General features: G+C 47.5%; 13 protein-coding genes. 7 read left to right on the forward strand and 6 right to left on the reverse strand.

Features of this window, described 5'->3' with window-relative positions:
• Nucleotides 1–413 precede the first annotated feature (413 nt).
• From A3860_RS08745 to A3860_RS08770, 6 genes are all read left to right on the forward strand, one after another.
• Nucleotides 414–785: a hypothetical protein gene (locus A3860_RS08745; RefSeq protein ID WP_143774012.1), complete on the forward strand. Its 372-nt coding sequence runs from the start codon at nucleotides 414–416 to the stop codon at nucleotides 783–785.
• A 172-nt stretch (nucleotides 786–957) separates the two neighbouring features.
• Nucleotides 958–2,235 (forward strand): TolC family protein, encoded by a 1,278-nt coding sequence (locus tag A3860_RS08750; protein WP_081146181.1) that lies wholly within the window; start codon nucleotides 958–960, stop codon nucleotides 2,233–2,235.
• Between the two features lie 10 nt (nucleotides 2,236–2,245).
• The gene (locus A3860_RS08755) at nucleotides 2,246–3,319 is read left to right on the forward strand and encodes an efflux RND transporter periplasmic adaptor subunit (RefSeq protein ID WP_081146183.1); all 1,074 of its coding nucleotides are present in this window, start codon (nucleotides 2,246–2,248) and stop codon (nucleotides 3,317–3,319) included.
• A 31-nt stretch (nucleotides 3,320–3,350) separates the two neighbouring features.
• A complete protein-coding gene (locus A3860_RS08760) occupies nucleotides 3,351–6,476 on the forward strand; it encodes an efflux RND transporter permease subunit (RefSeq protein ID WP_081146185.1) in 3,126 nt (1,041 codons plus the stop codon).
• Between the two features lie 850 nt (nucleotides 6,477–7,326).
• Complete coding sequence (locus A3860_RS08765) at nucleotides 7,327–8,688, forward strand: DNA/RNA non-specific endonuclease (RefSeq protein WP_081146187.1); 1,362 nt, start codon at nucleotides 7,327–7,329, stop codon at nucleotides 8,686–8,688.
• A 229-nt stretch (nucleotides 8,689–8,917) separates the two neighbouring features.
• Nucleotides 8,918–9,889 carry a Gfo/Idh/MocA family protein gene (locus A3860_RS08770; RefSeq protein ID WP_081146189.1) on the forward strand — a complete coding sequence of 324 codons (972 nt, stop codon included), beginning with the start codon at nucleotides 8,918–8,920 and terminating at the stop codon, nucleotides 9,887–9,889.
• Here A3860_RS08770 and A3860_RS08775 read toward each other — a convergent pair.
• Together A3860_RS08775 and A3860_RS42070 are read right to left on the reverse strand one after the other, a co-directional pair.
• On the reverse strand, nucleotides 9,886–10,314 hold the full coding sequence (locus A3860_RS08775) for a response regulator (RefSeq protein WP_081146191.1): 429 nt from the start codon (nucleotides 10,312–10,314) through the stop codon (nucleotides 9,886–9,888). The two genes, A3860_RS08770 and A3860_RS08775, sit on opposite strands and share 4 nt — an antisense overlap.
• Before the next feature lie 382 nt (nucleotides 10,315–10,696).
• Entirely contained in the window at nucleotides 10,697–10,831 is a 135-nt protein-coding gene (locus A3860_RS42070) for a hypothetical protein (RefSeq protein WP_262497289.1), read from the reverse strand.
• A gap of 180 nt (nucleotides 10,832–11,011) precedes the next feature.
• Here A3860_RS42070 and A3860_RS08780 point away from each other — a divergent pair, with 180 nt between their 5' ends.
• Nucleotides 11,012–11,422, forward strand: a complete 411-nt coding sequence (locus tag A3860_RS08780; protein WP_081146193.1) for a nuclear transport factor 2 family protein — start codon at nucleotides 11,012–11,014, stop codon at nucleotides 11,420–11,422.
• Nucleotides 11,423–12,092: 670 nt separating this feature from the next.
• Here A3860_RS08780 and A3860_RS08795 read toward each other — a convergent pair.
• From A3860_RS08795 to A3860_RS08810, 4 genes are all read right to left on the reverse strand, one after another.
• Entirely contained in the window at nucleotides 12,093–12,968 is an 876-nt protein-coding gene (locus A3860_RS08795; RefSeq protein WP_081146194.1) for an FHA domain-containing protein, read from the reverse strand.
• A gap of 242 nt (nucleotides 12,969–13,210) precedes the next feature.
• On the reverse strand, nucleotides 13,211–17,230 hold the full coding sequence (locus A3860_RS08800; RefSeq protein ID WP_081146196.1) for an FtsW/RodA/SpoVE family cell cycle protein: 4,020 nt from the start codon (nucleotides 17,228–17,230) through the stop codon (nucleotides 13,211–13,213).
• 182 nt (nucleotides 17,231–17,412) lie between these two features.
• Nucleotides 17,413–19,188, reverse strand: coding sequence for a serine/threonine-protein kinase (locus A3860_RS08805; RefSeq protein WP_081146197.1), 1,776 nt, complete (start codon nucleotides 19,186–19,188; stop codon nucleotides 17,413–17,415).
• A gap of 3 nt (nucleotides 19,189–19,191) precedes the next feature.
• Nucleotides 19,192–20,670 carry a PP2C family protein-serine/threonine phosphatase gene (locus A3860_RS08810; protein ID WP_081146199.1) on the reverse strand — a complete coding sequence of 493 codons (1,479 nt, stop codon included), beginning with the start codon at nucleotides 20,668–20,670 and terminating at the stop codon, nucleotides 19,192–19,194.
• Nucleotides 20,671–20,742: the final 72 nt, after the last annotated feature.

Consider the following 20,742-nt stretch of genomic DNA (forward strand, 5'->3'; position numbering starts at 1 on the left):
TTGCCATATGAAAAAAAACGTAAGATCTTTTTAGGGTGAAGCTTTTCGCTTCGTGGTAGCTTTCTTCGCTTTCTTTTCTTCACTTACCGTGCTACCGTTCTTGATGATGTAAAAGTACAGTGCGGCCATCCATTAACATAATCAGGTTTTTCACGATTTCATTACGCCAAACATTGCTGAACATTTGCAAAACCCTTGTGCAGCAAGGGTTTCAGCCAATTTTATCAATGGTATCCAACCCAAAAAACAGGTAACGAACCATCAAATCGTTTACTTTTCTTTAACATTTATAATAACAACCGCTTAACCTTACCCTTTGCAAAACCCGCCAGCGTACTGATTTTCAGGTACATCATGTAAAATTGTTGTTAACGCCGGAATCAGGTAATTATAGTTTCTATTTTTGCAGGGTCATGCTTCGAAAGATACTGGCCATTATATTATTGCTTAATCATCTCAACACATCTATGTTCATACCACAGATGGCTGAGGTTGATTACTATGATAGTATGGGTAACCAGATCGATGATATCAATACCCTGGTTGAATATATTGACCAGGATATCCTGGGCCATCCCGACTACTCGCCCGAAGATGAAGACGATGACAGCGGCCAACCCTATCATATCGTAAAGATCGTGGATTACTCCTGGCATCCGTATGTTGTAGAAGTACAAACCAAAGTAAACTTCACCGACCAACCGGCTAAAGTATTTACCGGTTATATTGAACATAAACTTACACCCGGCTTTCCCCATAGCCTGTTGCAACCGCCGAAATGTTAAAGGCTAATTGCCTGACACTTAACGCAAGTACGCGAGACTTCTTATTATTCAATTAATTACAAATAGCCAACTAAATGGGCTGTTTGTTCATCCGTTTATTGCTTGCGCGATTGACGTGCTGTGTACTGCGTTCCCTCAACCAACCGACATTCCTGAATTCAAATAAGTAACAATGACAATCACCCAGCTCATGTGTAGGGCATTTACTGTATTGACTTTGGCAGGCGCCGTCCTGCACTGTCCTGCACAGGATACGCTTCGCATTACATTACCCGAAGCGGAAAAACAGTTCACCAGTAAGAACCTTGACCTGATGGCCGAAAAGTACAATATCGACATCGCCCGCGCCCAGGTACTACAGGCCCGCCTGTACAACAACCCCAATATCCAGTTCGCCGCCAATGCTTACAACCCCGACCGCAAAAAATGGCTCGATGTAAGTAATACCGGTGAATATTATGGGGGCATTCAACAACTGATCCTGCTCGCCGGCAAAAGGAACAAGCAGATCAAAATGGCCGAAACCAATTCCCTGCTGGCAGAAAACCGCTTTTACGATCTTATGCGCACCCTGCGGTATACCCTGCACAGCGATTTTTACCAGGGTACGTATCTGCAACAGGCCATTGCCGCTTACCAGGTGCCCATTGCCGCCCTGGAAAAGTTAACGGTCAATTACAATGAGCTGCAGGCAAAAGGCGTGATCACCCTTAAAGAAGTGGTGCGGGTGAAATCGCTTTTATATAACCTGAAAACGGAACAAACCGCCCTGCAGAACCAGTTCAACGATATAGAAGCAGAACTGCAGCTATTGATGCAGAATAATCATACCTGGTTTATACCCGTAAGCGATGTAGCAGTTACCCAACTGCCATCTATTCGTAAGTATGTGTTACCAACGCTGGTCGACAGCGCGTACGCAAACCGGTACGATCTGCAGGTGGCCGCCAATACCCTTACCCTGAACCAGCAAAATTACAGTTTGCAAAAAGCCATGGCCGTACCCGACCTTACGGCCGGCGCCCAGTTCGATAAACGAGGCAGCTTTGTGAACAACGCTTCCTTTCTTACAGTAGCGATGGACCTGCCTTTCTTTAACCGCAACCAGGGTAACATAAAGGCAGCGAAGATCGCCATCGATCAAAGCAATACCAACCTTACCCGTCAAAAGCTGACGGTGGAAAATGAAGTGCAGCAAGCCTACGGCAAAGCATTGAACACCGAAAAAATGCTCAATGCCATTGACCCCGGTTTCCAGAACGATTTCGACAAACTGTTAAAAAGCATTACCGAGAATTTCGAAAAAAGGAATATCAGCTTACTTGAGTTTACCGATTTCTATGATTCCTACAAACAAAATGTACTGCAATGGAATCAACTGCAAAACGACCGCATCCAGGCAATAGAGTCACTGAACTTCTCCATTGGAAAACCAATTATAAACCTTTAATAAAGAAATCATGATCAACTATAAATCAACCCTCATTCCCGCCCTGCTTATTATTGTCGCCATTGCGTGCAACCGGCCAAAGGCCGCTCCTGCCAAAGGCAATGCCGTTTGGGACAGCGTTTTACAAAACGTGCAAACCGCACCGGTGAAAGAGGAAGATGCATCGGAATGCATAAAACTGAACGGACAAATTCAGGCCAATGAAGACCACCAGGCAAAAGTGTATGCACTGGCCAGTGGTAAAATAAAAAGCGTGAACGTGGCCCTCGGCGATAAAGTGCAAAAGAACCAAACCCTGGCCGTGCTGCAAAGTATGGAAATAGCCGCCAGTTCAAACGACCTGGTACTGGCCGAATCAAATGTGGCCATGACAAAAAAGAACCTCGAAACAACGAAAGACCTGTATGAGGGTAACCTGGCTACCAGCCGCGATTACACCAGCGCACAGGTTGATTATAATAAAGCCCTTAGTGAGCTCAACCGCGCTAAACAGGTACAGGCCATCACCGGTGGCCGTAATGCCGTGTATGAATTGAAAGCGCCATTGAGCGGTTATGTAATAGAAAGAAATATCAGCGGCAATTCGCAGGTACGGCAGGATAACAGCAATCCGCTGTTCACCGTGGCCGACCTCAGCAACGTTTGGGTTATTGCCAATGTATATGAGTCAGACATCAGCCGCATTCATAATGGCGATGCAGTAAGCGTAACCACACTCGCCAACCCCAATACGCCGCTCGATGGCAAGATCGATAAAATATACAATGTGCTTGACCCCGCTACCCGCACCATGAAAGTGCGCATCAGCATGCCTAACCCCAACAATACATTAATGCCCGACATGTTCGTGACCGTTAAAGTGAATGCACAACCGGCCAGCAGCATGCTCACCATTCCATCGCAAGCCATTGTGCTCGACAACAGCAAAAATTTTGTGGTGGTTAAAGACGCAAAAGGGCTGCACAAAAAAGAAATAACCGTGATAAAAAGGGTTGACCCCAAAGCATACATTCAGGGTCTTTCAGCAGGAGAACAGGTGGTTACCAATTCACAGGTTTTCATCTATCAGGCTTTAAGCGAATAAACAGGCATGTTAAAAAACTAAAGAACCAGGAATGAACAAACTAATAAAGAAGGTCATCGCCTTTTCACTAAAGAACAGGCTCTTTATATTCTTTACGACCATCATACTCATCATATGGGGCGCCATTGCTTTCAGGAGTATTCCCATTGAAGCATTCCCCGATGTTACCAATACCCAGATCACCATCATTACCCAATGGGCCGGGCGCAGCGCCGAAGAGGTGGAAAAATTGGTGACCATACCCATTGAAGTGGCCCTGAACCCCGTGCAAAAGAAAACCTCGGTACGTTCAACCACCGTATTCGGTTTGTCGGTTGTAAAAGTGATCTTTGAAGACAATGTAGAAGATGCTTTTGCCCGCCAGCAGGTGAACAACCTGTTGCGCGATGTGGAACTGCCCGAAGGCGCCGACCCCGATATTCAACCCCCTACCGGCCCTACCGGCGAGATCTTTCGCTACACCCTGGAAAGCACCACCAAATCGGTACGTGACTTAAAAACCCTGCAGGACTGGGTGATCGAACGCCAACTGTTAGGTGTACCCGGTGTGGGCGATGTAGTAAGCTTCGGCGGTGAAGTAAAGACCTATGAAATAAAAGTAAATCCGCAAAAGCTGGCTTCCTACAGCAACATTACGCCGCTCGATGTATACACCGCTGTTTCAAAAAGCAATATCAATGTAGGCGGCGATGTGATCGTTGACAATTCACAATCGTATGTAGTGCGCGGCATTGGCCTCATCAACAACGTTGATGAGATCAGGTCGATCATTGTAGACAATGTGAACGGTACGCCCATATTGGTAAAAGATGTAGCCGATGTGGAAGTATCGGCCCTGCCCCGCCTGGGCCAGGTTGGCCGCGACAAGCAAAACGATGTGGTGGAAGGCATTGTGGTAATGCGCAAAGGCGAAAATCCCGGCGAAGTAATTAAACGGGTGCAGGCAAAGATCGATTACCTGAACAAAAAGGTGCTGCCTGGCGATGTAAAGATCAACACCTTCTACAACCGTAACGACCTCATCGACTTCGCCACGCATACCGTGCTGCACAACATGCTCGAAGGGATCATCTTTGTTACGGTGATCGTATTTATATTCATGGCCGACTGGCGCACCACGGTGATAGTGGCCATTGTAATTCCGCTGGCACTGCTCTTTGCCTTTATATGCTTAACGCTGCGTGGCATGAGCGCCAACCTGCTTTCCATGGGCGCCATCGACTTTGGGATCATCATCGACGGCGCTGTGGTAATGGTAGAGGGCATCTTTGTGCTGCTCGACCAAAAAGCGCATCAGTTTGGCATGGCGCGGTTCAACCGCCTCTCGAAACTGGGCCTTATCAAAAATACCGGTGGCGAGCTGGGCAAGGCTATCTTCTTTTCCAAGCTCATCATCATTGCCGGTCTGCTCCCCATCTTCTCGTTTCAGAAAGTGGAAGGTAAAATGTTCTCGCCCCTGGCCTGGACGCTCGGCTTTGCCTTATTGGGCGCGCTCATTCTCACCCTTACGCTTATTCCATTGCTCAGCAGCATTCTGCTGCGGAAGAACGTACGCGAAAAACACAACGTGTTTGTGGAATGGCTTACAAAAGGCGTTATGTGGCAGTTCAACTGGACATACGCCCGCAAACGCTTCAGTATAATTATGGCCACCCTCGCCGTAGCGGTAGGCCTGTTCTCCTTTAAATTCCTGGGAACAGAATTCCTGCCCGAGCTCGATGAAGGCGCCATCTATATACGCGCAACCTGTCCGCTCAGCGTATCGCTGAACGAGTCGCGCGATATCGCCAACAAAATGCGCAAGATGGTGCTCACCTTCCCCGAGGTAAAACAGGTAATGTCGCAAACCGGCCGGCCGAACGATGGTACCGATGCCACCGGCTTTTACAATATCGAATTCCATGTTGACATTTATCCCAAAAGTCAATGGAAAAGCGGGCTTACCAAAGAAGAGCTGATCGACAAAATGCAGCACATGCTCTCGGTGTTCCCCGGTATTGACCTCAACTTTTCGCAACCTATTATGGATAATGTGGAAGAAGCGGTTTCGGGTGTGAAGGGGTCGTTGTGCGTAAAGATCTATGGCGACAGCCTGGCCTATACCGAGAAGAAAGCCTACGAAGTGTATGATGTTATGAAGAACGTTCGCGGGGTCGAAGACCTGGGGGTTATCCGCAATATTGGCCAGCCCGAATTGCGCATCGACCTCGATCAAAATAAAATGGCATTGTATGGTGTAACCACGGCCGATGCCAATGCCACTATTGAAATGGCCATTGGGGGTAAAGCCGTTTCGCAGATCTATGAAGGCGAGAAGAAATTCCAGCTGCGCCTGCGTTACCAGGAAGAATACCGCAACAATGCCGAAGCCATCAGCAACCTGTTGATACCTACCCTGCGGGGGTCGCAGGTGCCGGTAAAGAACATTGCGACCATTGAACGGTTAACGGGCCCCAGCATCATATTCCGTGACGATAACCGCCGCTACAGCGCCATCAAGTTCAGTATTCGCGGCCGCGATATGGGAAGCACCATTGCCGAAGCGCAAAGCAAGGTCGATAAATCGGTGCACCTGAACAAAGGGTATGAAATGGTATGGGCCGGTGATTTTGAGAACCAGCAACGGGCCACCCAGCGCCTTACACAGGTAGTGCCCGTAAGCCTGCTCATCATCTTCCTGATACTGTTCGTTATGTTTGGCAATATAAAAGATGCCGGCATGGTATTGCTGAATGTGCCATTTGCCATTATTGGCGGAATTGCCGCATTATTGATCTCAGGCACCAATTTCAGTATTTCGGCGGGTATCGGGTTTATCGCCCTGTTTGGTATCTGTATCCAGAACGGGGTGATCCTGATCTCGGTGTTCAAAAGCAATATTCAAAAGATCAAAAAGCAGGAATTTGACCATCATTCGCTGGAGCAGGCGATAAAAGATGGGGTGCGCTCGAGGGTGCGGCCGGTGATCATGACTGCCCTCATGGCAGCCATCGGTCTGTTGCCCGCGGCCCTGTCGCATGGTATTGGCTCTGAAACCTCAAGACCGCTGGCCATTGTGGTGATCGGTGGTTTAACCACTGCCACCTGCCTTACCCTGCTGGTGTTCCCGCTGTTCTTCTATGCAGGATACCGGAAACTGGGACAGAAAATGGATTAATGAACGTTGTGTGTGTTGATTGACAAATAAAGGATCATTAGCAATGGTGGTCCTTTTTAATTTTTACCGCCTTCCGTTCAACTGCCAGCGCTTCATAGCACCGTTAGATTGTCACTTCTTGCTATAGGGTTAAACATTAATGTCGTTGTACTATATTACAAATACTTCCGATTGCGGGAAAATGTGCACATTTTTCGGTAGGAATTTTCCTATTATGAGGAAATTAATTCACATTACTGCAAAATAAATATACAAAAGCTAGTTTATTATGTGATTGGCTTGTAATTTGAACTATGTAATCTTAGTTTTTCAAAGAGTATTTTTGGATTAAAACGGGGGCGGATGTCTATCCAGCCCCTCTTTTAACCCACTTGTCAGGATTAACCGCTTTTATACCTGCTCCCCGGATGTATTATAGTACACTACGCAGTCTGCACTTTCCCCCATAAACGATGTCATCAATCATTATTACAACTGCCTTCCTTTTTACTTTCTTATTAACCACCACCGTAACCAGCGGCATGTGCAACACCACTTCCACCGGTGTTTTGGCCAGGCCGTTCTGCAACCGGTTACATTGAAACTGCGTATACCCGGCAGCGTGCTTAGGACCCCGAACAGGCCGGCCTGTTATAACCCTGTTCTGCGATTCATGTGCATAATGATTTAGGAATAAAAATTAAAAATCCGTATCTTCTGTAAGATTACTAAAATGTTAAGTGCCGGAAGCTCTTTGCAGTTGTGACATAATGTTGAACAAGTGAAGTAATGAAACAAACACATTGGTAATAATTACTTAAACTCATTGCTGGCCATATTACAGTTACTTCGCATTAAACCAACCAACTATATGCTACAACTATTCAAAACACATGAGCGGCTACTCGCCGGCGTTCTTTCCATTAGCCTGTTGTTTACAGCCTGTAAAAAAAACATGGATACTGTAAACACATCCACGTCAACCAGTCCCTCGCCCAAAACAGAAGCCACCACGCTTTCTGAAACCTTTGAATCGGGCAGCAAAACAGCGTATTCAGCAGCAAGCGTTACGTTATCAACCGGCTCCTGGTATTTTGATGATGCCCTTATCGGTAACCTGTCAACCGACAGAAAGAACGGCACCCAAAGTGCCCGTATACGCAACACTGGTAGCATTGGTATGAACTTCAATTTTGCCGACGGCGCCTCCACCGTAGCGGTGAAGCACGCTGTGTTCAGCAGCGATGGCAGCAGCACCTGGGAGCTGCAGGTGAGCACCGACGGTGGCAGCACCTACACCAAAGTAGGCAGCACCGTTACCACTTCATCAACTACCCTGGCAACCGCTACCTTTACGGTAAACATAGCCGGTAATGTACGGTTTCAAATTGTAAAGACCGGCGGCGGCACTAACCGCATCAATATCGATGATGTGGTGATCACCTCTTATTCATCGGGTGGTGGCAGCGGCGGCGGCACCGGCACCGACGATGACAATATGTTGATGGGTAACCCCAGCGGCGCTACCAACGATGTTGCCAATTACACCAACTACCTGATGGTGAAAACTTATTATACCGAATCGTACCACCGCGACCGCGGCACGCCAAACTGGGTTAGCTGGCATATTCAGGCAAGTGACCTCGGCAGCACAACCCGCCAGGACGATTTCCGCGCCGATGCTACCCTGCCTTCAGGCTGGTACCAGGTGGGCAACACCAGCTACTCGGGCAGCGGCTTCGATCGTGGTCATAACTGTCCTTCAGGCGACCGCACCGCTTCAGTAGCAGCCAACTCTTCTACTTTCTTAATGACCAATATGATACCCCAGGCGCCCACCAACAACCAGCAAACCTGGGCTAACCTCGAAAGCTATACGCGTTCACTGGTTACTGCCGGCAGCGAAGTGTATGTGATCATGGGTTCGTATGGAACCGGCGGCACTGGCAGCAGTGGCACCGTTAACACCATCGACAATGGCCATGTTACCGTTCCCAACCGCATCTGGAAAGTGATCGTGGTGCTGTCAAATGGTTCGGGCGACCTGAGCCGGGTAACTACTTCCACCCGCGTAATCGCCGTTAATACACCAAACATCAACACCACTAACAGCGATTGGAAAACTTACCGCACTTCGGTTGATGCCATTGAATCGGCCACCGGCTATGATCTGTTGTCGAATGTGAGTACCTCTATCCAGAGTGTGATCGAAGCACAGGTCGACAATCAGTAGTTACAGGTTACACGTTCCAGAGCCTGCCCCGCCATAGCGGGGTTTCAAGGGTTACCTTAACCCGGGCCTCACGAATAATTAAAAACCTCAAAATTCAACAGCATTCATCGTTGAATTTTGAGGTTTTCTTTTAATTATCAATTATGCTTTAACCAGGCCCTGTAACCTGAAACCTGTAACTTTTTCCTACTTTTGGCCCGGACCATTCATTTTATAAAAAGAATTCACCATGACCAAGATCCGTTGGGGCATATTAAGCACTGCCAAGATCGCCCGGGAAAAAGTGATCCCGGCCATGCAACGCGGCAAGTATTCTGCGGTAACTGCTATTGCCTCCCGAAACGCAGAGCAGGCAGCCGAAACCGCGAAGCGATTGAATATACCAACGGTGTATGGTTCGTATGAGGAATTATTGACCGATGCGAATATTGACGCCGTGTACATTCCCCTGCCCAACCACCTGCATGTGGAATGGGCCATCAAATGTATAGAAGCCGGTAAACACGTATTATGCGAAAAACCGATTGGACTATCCTCAGCGGAAGCCATCAAATTGCAGCAGGCCGCTGCCAAAAAGCCGGAGCTCAAAGTGATGGAAGCATTTATGTACCGTTTCCATCCGCAATGGGAGTTGGCAAAAGAGCTGGTTGATGACAAACGCATTGGCCCATTAAAGACCATTCATTCTTTTTTCTCCTATTATAATGCAGACCCCAACAATATCCGCAACCAGAAACACCTGGGCGGCGGCGGAATGATGGACATTGGCTGCTATTGCATTTCGCTGGCGCGCTTTCTTTTTAACAGCGAACCGCTTCGGGTATTGGGTCATGTTACCATTGACCCGGTGCTGCAAACAGACACCATGGCTTCGGGCATCCTGGAATTTTCAACCGGCACGGCTACCTTCACCTGTTCAACCCAGTTAATGCCTTATCAACGGGTGCAAATACTGGGCACCGAAGGCCGTATTGAAATTGAGATCCCTTTCAATGCGCCCCCCAACCAACCGGTAAAACTGGTGGTGTATGAAAAGAATGGCGACGAAGAAATGACCTTTGAACCGGTTGACCAGTATACCCTGCAGGGCGATCTGTTTTCCCAGGCCATACTGAACAACACACCAGTGCCTACTCCACTGGAGGATGCCATTAACAATATGAAAGTGATTGAAGCAATTTTCGCCAGTGCAAAGTCCTAACCTTTCAGCTCGGCCTGGCGGTTTTCTATGGCGGATTCATGCAGGAATTTGGCCGTTGAGATGGTTTGCTGAAAACGGGCGGGTTTCTTTATAAAATCCAACGCGCCAATTTCAAGACATTTTGCTTTTTCTACTTCATGGATGGAAGTAGTGTACATTATTACCGGAATATTTTTATAGAGCTTGTGGGCTTTTAAGCGTGATAGCGTTTCCATGCCATTCAGGAAAGGCATGTTCAAATCAAGCACTATCAGTGAGGGCATGCCCGATTGTTCGAGTGATGTATCGAGGTAATTGAAAACCTGCAAGCCATTTTCTACGAGGGCTATATCATTAGAACGACCAATTTCTTCAAACGCAGTATGCAGCAAATACCTATCCTCCTGGTCATCGTCCGCAATTAAAATAAAAGGTTTTTGACTCATCTTTTTTGGAATAACAGTAAACAATACAAATCAGGTAAGTACACGAGGTAATTACTCATAAAAAATCAACCAATCAGATTTTTCATCCAAAGCAAAACATTCGGATAACAGTGTTTCTTAATCCGGTACAGGATACTTACTAATAATCAGAGAGAGGTCTTAATCCGTAACTTTGAAAGTGGTCTTTTGGGCTTGTTAATTTCAATCGTGGAGTAAGTTAAATCTTTCACTTGAAAAATAAAAATGTTTAACGAAAAATCATTCAAAACCCGTCATTTTACGGTTAGCACCAATAGGTTAAAGTTAAACCTTTAATTAGCAGTGAGAACGAGGTGATAGTGTGGGCAATTTGTCTGGAGTACATGATTGGTGAATACAAGTGTTAAGTCGTGAATGGTGAATGGTCAATGGTGAATAGCTCGTGATATTTGAGATTAATAATCGATCCTGCACCGCCTGAAATTGACCATTGACCCTTCACCAGCATGATCACAATCAGTAAAAATAATATGCTCATTGCCTGTACAAACCGGCTTTTATTGTAGTAAATTTATAAACGCTCCTTTCCATCTTATCCCAATCTTTTCTTATTGAATTAGTCGTGCTCTCCCGCACACCATGAACCACCGAAGGAACAGCCCCGCACTCCTTTTGAAATTGTATTAAAGCCATTTAATCACTCAAAAAAAAATCGTTTATGGAAACGCTAGTTCACCTTGGCCAGAAAGTAAATCAAATGTATGATGCCTTCAATCGCCGTGACCTGAAATTTATTACCGATTGCCTGAGCACTGACTGCATATGGGAAGTTATGGGCGGAGCTGATGTCCCATTCAGCGGCATTTATCATGGACCGAATGATGTACAAAATTTCTTTGGCAAAATGGGAGAGGCGGTCGATTTCACAGATCTTACCTGCGAACACATTCTTGAAAATGGCAACATAGTAATTGCCAGTGGCAATTTCAATGCGGTAGCCCGCAACACCAACAAACGTTTTTCTTCCTTCTGGTGTATGACCTGGGAATTCAACGATGACGAACAGGTGGTTCATTTCCGCGATAGCTTTGATACGGCGGCGTGTGCAAGAGCATTGCGCGAAAAGTAAGTAAGCGGCTTCTTTTATTAAATGAATCTTTTGAGGTTTTTAGGATTACGAAGTAGGAAGTAAGAGGTAGGAAGTAAGAAAAGTCACTATTTTCAGCCTCCCGATTCCTTCCTACTTCTTATTTCTGTATTTGTATTTCATACTTCTTACTTCATACTTCTTACTTCATACTTCTTACTTCTTACTTCTTACTTCTTACTTCTTACTTCTTACTTCTTACTTCTTACTTCTTACTTCTTACTTCTTACTTCTTACTTCTTACTTCTTACTTCTTACTTCTTACTTCTTACTTCTTACTTCTTACTTCTTACTTCTTACTTCTTACTTCTTACTTCTTACTTCTTACTTCTTACTTCTTACTTCTTACTTCTTACTTCTTACTTCTTACTTCTTACTTCTTACTTCTTACTTCTTACTTCTTACTTCTTACTTCTTACTTCTTACTTCTTACTTCTTACTTCTTACTTCTTACTTCTTACTTCTTACTTCTTACTTCTTACTTCTTACTTCTTACTTCTTACTTCTTACTTCTTACTTCTTACTTCTTACTTCTTACTTCTTACTTCTTACTTCTTACTTCTTACTTCTTACTTCTTACTTCTTACTTCTTACTTCTTACTTCTTACTTCTTACTTCTTACTTCTTACTTCTTACTTCTTACTTCTGTCTCTTATTTCCCCTTCATAAACACTAAAATAGCAGATCCACCAAGTTCGATCTGATCACCATCCTGCAGCTCATGCGATACACCCGGCACATTCAACGACTTCACTTTATCATCGGCCGTGTAGATCCTCGTTTTGTTACCATTCTCGGGCAACCCGCCCTTGTCGGGGAAAAGAAAGAATTTGTCTAACTGCGGATTATACTGAATATAGGCATGGTTGCGGCTCACATGCAAATTGGCGGCGCCTGTTTGCGCATCGAAGGCCGGATCATCCTGCCCCCAGAAAACAATATCATTGGTATGGATCTTCCCGGTCGTTAACTGCGGGTTCTTCGTTCGGCCAATATTGAATTTCAATTGCTGTTGTGGATTCAATTCGTATTCGGGCAATTCCGTTTTTCCTTTCAGCACCTGCAGGCGCGCAACAGAGTATTGCTGCACAAAATCCTGCCCCCGCCTGATCACTTCGAGGCCCATGGTGCCATGGCTAATACAATAGTCGGGCAGTTTATCTTTTACCAGGTGATGTTCAAAGAACCAGTCCCCGGCCAGTTGAATAAAATTGTTCACCAGCTTGCGTTCCAGGTGTTCTTTCTGGAACATTCCCGGCACATCGCTGCACAGGGCCACCTGCAGGGTTTCTTCCAGCTCCTTGTTATTACAAACCACATACAAACGCAAACCGGCAATGGTATGCCCCTTTTCATCAATATAGGGTTTTAACCCATTGATGATAAAACGCACGATCTCTTCGCGCTTGGCCCGCGTGGCCGGAATTGATAATACCGGCTGCCCATTACCGGTGGCTGGCGGCGCATCGCTTTGCTCAGGTGCAACCGGTGTGGGGTTGGTGAGCCACCGTTTAAAAAAGTTTTTCATCGCGGTTATAATTATTTATTGACTTTAATTGCAGCTGCTGATAAATATTGAGCAGTTACCAGTTGCCGGATTCCGGTTGCCGGGCCTTGAATTTCGGAGTTTCGAATAAAAAATCGGAAACTTCGGAATATAAACCCCGGTAACTGGTAACTGGTAACCGGTAACTGGTAACCGGTAACCGGTAACTGGTCCCCTTCAACCTGTAACTGACGCTCCCCGGCCTCCAAAACTTTTCTTCAAAACTAAAACGACACTATATATCCCCGTTTCTCCAACACTTTGGCAATGGCATTGGCTACCAGTACCGCATTGCCCGATCCTTTCCCCCGCTCTATTCTTATACAGGTTACGGTGCGCGACCTGTGATCGGGCGTGGGCGCAAAGAACACATACCATCCATCCGATTCTATTTCACCATTGATCACCCGCTCAGGCGTACCCGATTTACCCGCTACCACTATATTCTTTATCTTTTGTTTGCCCGGCTGATTACTTTGATCGATCATATAGCGCGTAAGGACACCTGCATAGGCGGTGTCCTCGCTTATTTCAACACCTGAGGCGGGCGGCTCGTTTACACCCGCTTCTTTCAAAAGATACCGCGTGGGCATCATAACGCCGTTGTTGGCAATGGCGCCGGCCATGCGCGCCATCGATGCCGGTGTGGCGGTAAGCGTACTTTGCCCCCAGGCCAGCCCCGAGAACGGACTGCGATACCGGTTCTTGGTACCCTGCAACCTCGGATTGTTATACGCCCGGCGGTCATGGTTCATCACTTCCTTGCGCCAGAAGGCCAGGTCTTCCGATGCTTTCTCTTTATTCAACGAGGGCGCAAAATCGTACCCACCACGCTGGCTAACGTTCATACCCGTTGCCTGGTACAACGCCGCCATCTGGTCTTCGAGGTTATTCTCATTGGCCATGCGAATGAAAAAGATATTGCTCGAATTCACGATGGCCTCATGCATGTCGACATAATTCACCTTGGGAATAAATGGCTCCTGCTCGGTTGGATTATCGCGAAAGATCTCGTTGCGATAAATGTCGCGGTATTTTACTTTAGTGGCATCAAGCCCCATTTTGTTCATGGCCGCCATACCGGTGAGGATCTTGGCGGTTGAACCGGGCGCGGTGGCATACGTCATACCCAGATCGCGATCGGTGACCGGTTTGGGCAGTTTATTTCTTTCACGATCCGGGAGCAGCATCAGATCGGGCATTTGCAAATTGGGCAATGGGTTCAATGCAGAAGCCAGCAGTTCGCCGGTTCCGGCATCCAACACCACCACAGCTATCCGGTCATTTTTGAAACTGCTTTTGTGCAACGAATCCTGGATCTCTTTCTGCAGGGCCGCATCGAGCGTTAAATAAATATCGCGGTCTTTGTGTTTTATTTTTCGTACCGCTGCATTGGTGGTGTCAATGCCCGATTGCAGGCTTTCCACCAGCGGTGAATAATCATAGCTTACCAGTTTGATCGTCTTTTGCACCGGCCGGGTAAATTTATCGGGCCGGTATTCGGTGCTTACATAATCACGCTTTTCCGGACTGGTTGCATAGCCCCGCAACGAAGTAAGGTGACGCGCCTCGGCAAAATAGCCATTGCCCTGCCCCCAGAACAACCGGGTATTGTAATCGCCCGTCCAGAAGAACAGGTCTTCCTCAAAGGGATAAAAACGCACTACCCTTTTCTGCATCAGGTTTTGCAATTGCAGGGTGTCTACCCCGGCAGCGAGATAGTCATTCATTTGGCGCTTAATGGTACCGGGCTCGCTGGTAGCGATCACCAGGCCATTACGGTCGTATATAGAACCGGCGGCCAGCACGCGCGTGAGCTTATCGATACGTGGATTGTAACTATAGATCGGTAACCCGTTGCGGTTTATAACACGCGCCGGTTTAACCAGTATTTCTTTAGCATGCACCACCTGCACCTGGTACAGCTTCACCATTAAAACGGCTATGCCGCTCAAAAAGAACAGGATGCCCGTGCCCAGTACAAAATCATAGTATTTACGCAGGTGTTCGGTTTGAATGGGCAAGCCGGGCCGCGATGAAATACCGGCCACAATACCCATGGCCGCGAGGTTTACAATAAGCGAGATCTTTCCATAACTCAGGAAAGGGACCGTAACACCGGTAAGCGGTAACAGACCGATAGAACCGCCGGCAATCAACAGGAATTGTATGCCGGTGGCAATGGCAATACCGGCGCATAAATAAAAACTGAATGGCTGCCCTGCGCGGCGGGCATGCAAAAAAGACCGGTGTATCAGGATGCCGAACAGGGCGAAAACTGCTACCAGTCCCAGCCAGCCGAGTTCTTCCCCAATACTTGGCAATATCATATCAGTATGTGCGGCGGGCATGGTATTCGGAAAACCGCGGCCGGGGCCCTGACCGGTAAGTCCGCCCGAGGCAAGCGTCCAGTAACTGTGCGCCAGGTGGTCGCCGCCAAAAACGTCATTATCCCACTGGCTTTGCCACATGGCCTTGCGATCGGCGAGGCGGTCGCCAATACCCGGCAACTGATCGCCAAATGCAAATGCCGCGATAACCAGCAATACAATTACCGGTGCATCGGCCAGCACGGCCAGCGTACCATACCATTTCACTGTTTTCACCTGGCGTTGAATGATCATGGTGAGTATAACCGCCACAAAACTGATGGCAGTGGCCAGCCAGCCGGGTATCAGTGATAACAATACACAGTATAACACTCCTGCTAACACGGTCAGTAGTAAATTACCTCTTGCAATGCTATAGAAAAACAGGAATGTAAAACACATTACCATGGCCGGCCCCATGTCGCCCATTAACAGGTACAACACCAGCAACAGGCCTGTGCCCAATAGCACGCCCATGCTTACCTGAAAACGCCAGCGGATGTCCGATAAATTGCGGATGTTCTCTTCATTGGCCGCAAAGAAACCGGCCAGGAACAACAGCAACAGGTATTTGGTGATCTCGCTGGGTTGAAAGGTAAAACCACCCAGTTGAATATTCACTTTCACGCCGCTTCCTTCGGGCCCGGTTCCAACCAACAGCGTCAACAGCGCCATACCAACGGCAAGGGCCAGCCACGTCCACCCGCGAAGGGCATATACACTCTTCTTTCTGAAATTGAACAGGGCATCGAACCACCAGCGGGTATATAATTTACGGATATCGATCAACGCAAAAACAACAAACCCGGTCAACCCAATAAGAACGCCCTGCAAAGCCTGAGCGGCATGCAGGGTATCGGTAAGCGGGTTTTGAATACTGAATAACAACAACACCGAAATGCAGCAGAGGATCAGCAGCAACGGTAAAATAAAAATATCAGGCTGTTTTCTCCGCAACCATAAAATGATATGAGCGAAAAAGAAAGCGAGGATACAACCACCGGCAATGAGCCAGTAAGAAGTAGTGAATTCTTCAGGCGTTCTAACCAGTAGTACGCCGTCTTCCTTGAGCTGTGCATAGGCAATAGGGCCTATTAACCTGATCTTATGCGGTTTGCCGTTGAAGGTATAGAATTTGTTCTTTGCGAGCCGCGCACTCCCCTGCCGCGCACCAAATTCATAACCGGGTTTCAGGGGCAATACACTATAACCAGAATCCTGGATGAGACCGGTGAAATGAAATTCGCCGTTGGAGCCGGTGCGTGCATACACCACATGATCTGTCAGCGAATCCTCCTCGAGCGTGGCAATATGTTCGCGCAATTGCACCAGTGTACCGGGCATGGGTTCGCCCTGGAACAAAATGCGGCCGCCCATTTCATAGCTACCGGTTGATACATTTACGGTGGCGGGATAATTAACAGGGTCGCTCAATTCTTTCTGGTACAACACCGAATCAAAACCCAGCCGTTGCCGCGAGGCTTCCAACCGGCCCTGAAAATCGACCCCGGCACCGGGCGCTTTCCAGGCTGTGGGCGCAGCCACCCCAAATGCCCCCTTATTGATGGCGCCGAGGTTATCGACCCCTTCGAGCGTTATGAGCCGCATCGATAAGGAATCAACCAGCATGCTCACATCACGGTCATCGGTAAAATAATTGCCCCCGGCAATGATCTTTCTCAGCGAGTCTTTATTCATGCCGGCTTCCAGCTTTATGGCCCGGCCGGTTTTCAATGCTACATTGGCCCGGGTAAGGGCTGGTGTGAGTGTAAGGAATAATTTTACAAACAACACGAGCATCAATACGGCAGCGCCTGAAAGTAGTATCCAGGCTTCTATGTTACTTCTATGAATATTTTTCGGGGGAATTTCCATTTTCGTTACTTATGTTTGTTTACTGGTTGCCAGTTACCAGTTACTGGTTACCAGGACTTCCATTTCGAGCACTCTACAAGTAATCTGGTTCTCTAAATTTTTTGCCTGGCGACCGGGAACCGGCAACCGGTAACAGCAACATTCGCTTTTGCAGTTTATTGTTTCAGGATTGCCACAGCCTATTACCTGGATCCTTTCACGATCAACTGGTCAAAAGCTACCGTTTGTGCACCATCTACCCGCAGGCCAAAACAATTTCCATAGCCGCCGGTAAAGGGCAACACATTCTCCACCTTATCATTTATGTAAAAAAATATCGAGTTATTCCTTTTTTCTATTGACAATGTATTCATTTCATTATCCGGACGAATATTGGAAGTGTGCGTCCAGTTCACGATCGGTTGCCAGTCGCCGTTGGTGATGGAACCAATGGCATAATAGCCGCTGGCCGTAATGTAATAAACGTAATAGGCGTCAATGTCGGTATTGCCGCAAAAGTTGATCCCATACGCTTCATCGGGTTCATTGCCCCATTGCGTGGCGCTGGCTGAGATGCTGAAATTCTTTTGAATGTCCAGATCAAATTTTACGGTAGAATGATAGGTCAGGCTATCCGTTAACCCTTTGATGACGTATTTACCATGGTCGAATTTGAATATACTGTTCTCATCTTTACCGGTTTCCCAAATGCTGTCGGCATCATCGCTGAAATCATCATAGTACATCCCGTTCTGCAATGTAACGCCTGCATCGCGCTGCGCGGGGGTTTGCACGGCAGCAATAACATTAGGATGCGGCGCGGCATTCACCACCGGGGTTATCAATGGTTTCCCTTGCGCAACGTGTGTTCTGTGACTTGCCTGGGCAACGGAAACGGAATCAACCGGCAGCACCGTAGCAGCAGCCTGTTCTTCTTCATTGGGCCGGCCGGGCTTGTTCGGGAATACGGCCCACATGCCCATCATGAAAGCGCTGAACAGCAACACACCCAGGATGGTGAAAACGACTTCCTTCTTTTTACCCGCCACCGCTTTCGGCACTGCCACCGGTTTGTTGAATACCTGGGTAAGCTTTTTTGTTTTGTTGGCGGTTGCCGGTTTGCGGAACCGGCTTTGTGCATTTTCCAGCGCAGCCTGCTGCAACAATTGCCGCACATGCGCAGTATCGCTCAACCGGTGCACCGCCTGCTTGGCCGTTAACCCATGCAACAACTGCAACAAACTGGGCGGCAAATAGCGATCGGCCGGTAATGCGGGCTCGGGTATAGGACATTCAATTACCCGGTTTATATGCCACAACAGGTCTTCATCATTATAGGCAAATGGCACTTTGCCGGTTAAACATTCATACAGTACAATACCTAATGAATAGTAATCGGTAGGCGTTGACACGGTTCTTGCCTGGCTGAACTGCTCGGGCGAAGCATACTCATACGTAAGCATGGAAGAACCGGTTACCGTGTTGGTTTGTTCGCGCAACTTGGCAATACCAAAATCGGTGAGCAAAAAATGCAGCTCGCCATTGGGCATGCGGCGGTACATGATGTTCTCGGGTTTTATGTCGCGGTGCACCACGCCTTTTGCGTGAATGGCATCCAGCGCATCGGTCATGTGTTGCGCCAGCTGTATCACCGTATCTACTTCCAGTGTGCCGCGTTCTTTCAACAGGCGGCGTACATCACCGCCCTCAATGAGTTGCATAACAATATAGGGCAGCTCTGCATCGAGGTGTACATCTACGATCTTGACGATGTGATCATGCTGGATCGATTTCATGATCTCCGATTCGCGCTGGAAACGGCGCAGGGTATCGGCATCGGTGTTAAAGGCAAAGTGCTTGATGGCAACCAGGTTATTCGAAACCAGGTGCCTTGCTTTAAGCACGCGGGCATTGCCCCTGCCTATTTCACCCAGGATCTCGTATCCTTTAAAATACTCTCTAAAAATGGATGTTGCCATATGTTATTGCATCTCTGTTTTTACCATTTGCACAGAGAGACTTTTATTTGTAGAATCAGGTTTAACCTGGTAACTCACAGGATACTTAACGTTTTCAAAAAATGTGTTCACCAGTTTTACATGAACCGGAAAGCGCACGTTGATGCCGGTTTCAAACCCTTTCAGGCGCAGGTTTTTGATGACAATTGTGTCGCCTGCCCTGCCTGATAATTTGTTAATTTCCAGCGCTGCAAAATGACTGCCCTTTTCTTTAGCCGGTATTACCAGCAACATATGGTTTATACTGTCGGCATAATGCTGCACCTCCATTATATTCTTTGTTGCTGTTAACCGCATGGTATCATACGTGAGCGCTACGGGCCCTGCCGGCGCCGCATGCTCACCGCTATAAATGGAAGCCGGCATTTTTCGGGGATCGCGAGCTGTATCTGCAACAGCAGGCAGCTTCTTGTTGGCAGTATTATTTTCGGGAGTTGTCGTGGGTGTTGATTTGTTTTGTGAGAAAAAGAACCAGGAGCTCGCCGCCAGCAGCACCACTACCAATACGTTCCAGCGGATCCATTTGTTACTCGCCTTTTTTGTTTTTGGCGTGGAATTATCGTCAACAGCATTATTGGTATCGGGTTGCTCTTTATTTGTAGATGTAACAACAGGCGTTGTAGTTGTTTCCGTTTTTGCTTTAACAGTTTTTTTTGTTTTAACCCCATTGGTGACGGGTGCAGTTTGTTTGGCGCGGTTGTTCTTTAATAATACAACAGTGATATTATCGTGCCCGCCCGCTTCGTTTGCCAGCGCAATGATGTTATTCACCTTTGTATTAAGCGCGGCAGTAGTAGCCAGTATATTGGCAACTTCTTTGGCCGTGACCATATCGGTAAGTCCGTCACTGCACAACAACAGTCCATCGCCCGGCAACAGCTCTTCTGTACCATACTGCATAAAATCTTCATCATCGATGCGGTGAATGGCCGAACCTACTTCGCGCAGGATCTGGTTACGTTGCGGATGGCTCATTGCTTCGCGCTCGGTAATTTCACCGGCATCTTCGCGCAGGCCAACAAACGAGTGGTCTTTGGTGAGTTTTTGTAAAACGCCTTTACGATACCGGTACATACGGGTATCGCCCACGTGAACAAAATACACGGCGCCGGTAGTAGCATCGGCAACAGCGGCCGTCAGTACACAACACATTTCACTGAACTTTGGATTTTGTGCACGCTCTTCGGCAATACGGTTGTTGGCAAAGATCACGGCTTCGCGCAACATGGTGAGCGTATCACCCTTTGGCGTATCCATGTACTGGTCAATAGATTCCCTGGCAATAGCAGCCGCGCGTTTTCCACCTGCATACCCACCTACCCCATCAACCACTACCAGCAGGGCCTTATCGGGCGACCATAACTGGCGGCAGGTATAGGTATCTTCATTCTCCGTCCGCCGCATCCCGGGATGCGTATTGCCACTGATCAAAATAGTTTTCATATTACCGTGGCAGGTTTTTAAAATGCCTGAATAATAAAATAATCACAAATACAAACAGCGCTATGGATGAGA

The sequence above is a fragment of the Niastella vici genome, from assembly GCF_002077945.1.
Lineage (GTDB): Bacteria > Bacteroidota > Bacteroidia > Chitinophagales > Chitinophagaceae > Niastella > Niastella vici.

What these genes read in the sequence shown, in the direction of transcription:
- A3860_RS08800 (WP_081146196.1), bottom strand. Translation starts at nt 17,230, where the DNA reads ATGGAAATTCCCCCGAAAAATATTCATAGAAGTAACATAGAAGCCTGG.
- A3860_RS08770 (WP_081146189.1), top strand. Translation starts at nt 8,918, where the DNA reads ATGACCAAGATCCGTTGGGGCATATTAAGCACTGCCAAGATCGCCCGG.
- A3860_RS08805 (WP_081146197.1), bottom strand. Translation starts at nt 19,188, where the DNA reads ATGGCAACATCCATTTTTAGAGAGTATTTTAAAGGATACGAGATCCTG.
- A3860_RS08750 (WP_081146181.1), top strand. Translation starts at nt 958, where the DNA reads ATGACAATCACCCAGCTCATGTGTAGGGCATTTACTGTATTGACTTTG.
- A3860_RS08755 (WP_081146183.1), top strand. Translation starts at nt 2,246, where the DNA reads ATGATCAACTATAAATCAACCCTCATTCCCGCCCTGCTTATTATTGTC.
- A3860_RS08810 (WP_081146199.1), bottom strand. Translation starts at nt 20,670, where the DNA reads ATGAAAACTATTTTGATCAGTGGCAATACGCATCCCGGGATGCGGCGG.
- A3860_RS08765 (WP_081146187.1), top strand. Translation starts at nt 7,327, where the DNA reads ATGCTACAACTATTCAAAACACATGAGCGGCTACTCGCCGGCGTTCTT.
- A3860_RS42070 (WP_262497289.1), bottom strand. Translation starts at nt 10,831, where the DNA reads ATGAGCATATTATTTTTACTGATTGTGATCATGCTGGTGAAGGGTCAA.
- A3860_RS08780 (WP_081146193.1), top strand. Translation starts at nt 11,012, where the DNA reads ATGGAAACGCTAGTTCACCTTGGCCAGAAAGTAAATCAAATGTATGAT.
- A3860_RS08795 (WP_081146194.1), bottom strand. Translation starts at nt 12,968, where the DNA reads ATGAAAAACTTTTTTAAACGGTGGCTCACCAACCCCACACCGGTTGCA.
- A3860_RS08745 (WP_143774012.1), top strand. Translation starts at nt 414, where the DNA reads ATGCTTCGAAAGATACTGGCCATTATATTATTGCTTAATCATCTCAAC.
- A3860_RS08775 (WP_081146191.1), bottom strand. Translation starts at nt 10,314, where the DNA reads ATGAGTCAAAAACCTTTTATTTTAATTGCGGACGATGACCAGGAGGAT.
- A3860_RS08760 (WP_081146185.1), top strand. Translation starts at nt 3,351, where the DNA reads ATGAACAAACTAATAAAGAAGGTCATCGCCTTTTCACTAAAGAACAGG.